Source organism: Mesorhizobium sp. M0185, from assembly GCF_040322175.1.
GTDB lineage: Bacteria > Pseudomonadota > Alphaproteobacteria > Rhizobiales > Rhizobiaceae > Mesorhizobium.
Genome location: NZ_JAMYSY010000133.1, coordinates 1 through 671 on the forward strand (window position 1 = coordinate 1; position 671 = coordinate 671).

Consider the following 671-nt stretch of genomic DNA (forward strand, 5'->3'; position numbering starts at 1 on the left):
ACGGTCGCGTCCCCACAGGTGGTGTAGCTCGGCGGTATCGAAGCCGCTCGCGAGCGCGCTCTCGATAGCGCTGTAGCGAGCGAGCGGCTTTGCGGTGGTCATCGAGAGTTCGCCGGCAAGGTCGGGTTGCTGACACAACCTGATTCGAAGGAACCATCGATGACCGGTGACATGATGAACCTGCGCGCGCTCGTGGGGAAGACTCCGGATTCCGATCTCTTGCGCGAGATGATTGGCTTTTGCCGCCGAGCGGCTGATGGAGCTGGAGGTTGGGGCCGCCACCTGCGCCGCCTATGGCGGGAAGAACCCGTTGCGCACGGCCCAGCGCAACGGCTATCACGAGCGCGACTGGAGACGCGCGCCGGCACGTCGAGCTGCGCATCCCCAAGCTCAGGAAGGGCTCCTACTTCCCCGGTTTCCTCGAACCGCGCCGCATGGCCGAGAAGGCGCTGACCGCCGTCATCCAGGAGGCCTACGTCCAGGGTATCTCGACCCGCTCGGTCGACGACCTGGTCAAGGCCATGGGCATGAGCGGCATCTCCAAAAGCCAGGTCAGCCGGCTGTGCGAAGAGATCGACGGCAAGGTCAAAGCGTTCCTTGAAAGACCCATCGAGGGCGACTGGCCATATCTGTGGATCGACGCCACCTACCTGAAGGTGCGCCGCGGCGGC

Annotated in this window: 2 pseudogenes; one reads left to right on the forward strand and one right to left on the reverse strand. The window is 64.7% G+C overall.

Features of this window, described 5'->3' with window-relative positions:
• A pseudogene (locus tag NKJ20_RS34070) lies at positions 1 to 216 on the reverse strand (hypothetical protein); the annotation flags it as partial.
• Here NKJ20_RS34070 and NKJ20_RS34075 point away from each other — a divergent pair.
• A pseudogene (locus NKJ20_RS34075) lies at positions 160 to 671 on the forward strand (transposase); the annotation flags it as partial. The pseudogenes NKJ20_RS34070 and NKJ20_RS34075 overlap by 57 nt on opposite strands.